Origin of the sequence: Streptomyces sp. NPDC127092 (assembly GCF_042722475.1) — a bacterium.
Lineage (GTDB): Bacteria > Actinomycetota > Actinomycetes > Streptomycetales > Streptomycetaceae > Streptomyces.
Map to the genome: position 1 here is coordinate 1 of NZ_JBHXFE010000126.1, position 1694 is coordinate 1694.

Annotated in this window: 2 protein-coding genes and 1 pseudogene; 2 read left to right on the forward strand and 1 reads right to left on the reverse strand. The window is 67.2% G+C overall.

The window, feature by feature from the left end; genetic code table 11:
* Positions 1-91: 91 nt before the first annotated feature.
* Entirely contained in the window at positions 92-472 is a 381-nt protein-coding gene (locus ACFWJO_RS37830) for a hypothetical protein (RefSeq protein ID WP_170080054.1), read from the forward strand.
* A 628-nt stretch (positions 473-1100) separates the two neighbouring features.
* On the opposite strand, the pseudogene ACFWJO_RS37835 reads toward ACFWJO_RS37830, so the two are convergent.
* A pseudogene (locus ACFWJO_RS37835) lies at positions 1101-1277 on the reverse strand (hypothetical protein); the annotation flags it as partial.
* A gap of 41 nt (positions 1278-1318) precedes the next feature.
* Here ACFWJO_RS37835 and ACFWJO_RS37840 point away from each other — a divergent pair.
* A partial coding sequence (locus ACFWJO_RS37840; RefSeq protein WP_386872669.1) for a GNAT family N-acetyltransferase occupies positions 1319-1694 on the forward strand: 376 nt, incomplete at its 3' end.

Sequence of the window (1694 nt, forward strand, 5' to 3'; positions counted from 1 at the left end):
CACCTCGGCGGAGCCTGCGACTGCCCCTCATCAGTGGGGGCACGGCTTCCAGCCCGGGGGAGCCCCCGGGTCGGCGTCGAAGAAGGGAAAGGTGAAGAAGTCCCGCGGGGGGAAGTTGCGGGTGAATTGGCCGGTTGCTCGTTTCTGGTGGGCCTTGGCTATGCTCGTCGGGTTCTTTCTATCCTTCATCGCGACTGTTCCCAGTGGGGCTGCGGGGGACTGGTCAAAGGATTTGAGCGCTGCCGAGATGAAGTATTCCTTTCAGGCGAATGAGGCGAACGGCGCGCCCCAGCAGGCCGTATTGAACGGCTGGCACACGAATGACCTCTTGGGCATCCAAGCCAAGATCGCCGGGGACCAGCGCGATCAGTCCCATCGTCTTACGGCACTTGTCTTCTTCCTGGGGCTTGGTCTCCTGGGGGACCTGGTACTGCGTAATGCAGAGGCCTTTCGGGAAAGCAAGGGGAGCTGAAGCTCAGCTCTGCTCACCATGGCAGGGCGTCCTGATCCCTGGCGGTTCCAACAGGAGGCGGCGTGCGAGCACCCCTTGGCCACCCGAAGGGCACCTCCAGGACATAGAACGCAGAGGGGAGAGTCGGATGCATAGCGTCCTCCCTCACTGTCGCCCAATGAGCTCCCACGGGGCAAAGGTGACTGAGTTGTAGGCCCTTCCCTTGTTCCTTTGCGAAGTTCACAGATGCAATGGGGATGTTTTTCGGGACTGGTAAGGCCCGGGGCGTGCGGGCAAGGGCTCGTCAGTCCGCGGCGCTGAGCATCAGTGCGATGTTCCGCCGGGCTCGCAGGGTTTCGCGCGCATCGGCGGCGGGGGAGCGTCGGGGCGCTCGGTCTCGTCATACTGCAAGGGGCCGTCCTTGAGCCGGCCGATGGCCTTCTCGGGCTTTCTCGCAGTACTCGCCGGCTGGGCCCAGATGTTGAGGGAGGAGAAAGCCCTGCAGCATGAGGGTCTTGGTCGCCGCCCACCTTGTCGAAGTAGACGTCGATGCCGTCCGGGGCCGCCTCCGTGCGCGGATCCGCCACGCCGAGGCAGGCGGGGTCGGGCACGGAGGCGCCCACGGCGATGTCCGAGGCACGGGATTCGGTCACGGTGCGGACCCCGCCGCCGTCGAGGGGGCGTCCACCTCGAATGGGGCCACGTCGGACGCGACGTCGTTCATGTGGCCACCCATGCACGGGCCCACAGACATGACGGTGCTGGTGACGAGCACCTGACCCTCCTCCAGCTCCGCGAGGGTCATGGTCTCGAGTCGGAAGTCCTCCGGGGTGGGGGACGCCCCGAGGCCGCTGACAGGATGGGTGCATGAAGCACGAGATCGTCCTCACCCGCGGGGACCTCACCCTGCGCCCCCTCGCCCCCGAGGACGGCCCCGCCCTGCGTGAGCTCGTCGACGCGGCCATGTGGGCGGGGAACAGCGCGCCCCTGCCGGTGGACGGCGCGGCCATGTCCGCACACCTCGCCGAGCTGATCGAGCGGGAGGGCACCTTCGCGTTCGCCGTCGAGCAGGGCGGGGAGCTGGTGGGGCGCACGAGCCTCTATGACCTGGTACCGGGGCTGCGGGTGGAGGTGGGGCACACGGTCTACGCCCGTCGGGTGTGGGGCACCTCCGTGAACCCCGGCTGCAAGCTGCTGCTGTTCGGGCACGCGTTCGAGAAATGGGCGCTGGAGCGGGTGGCCC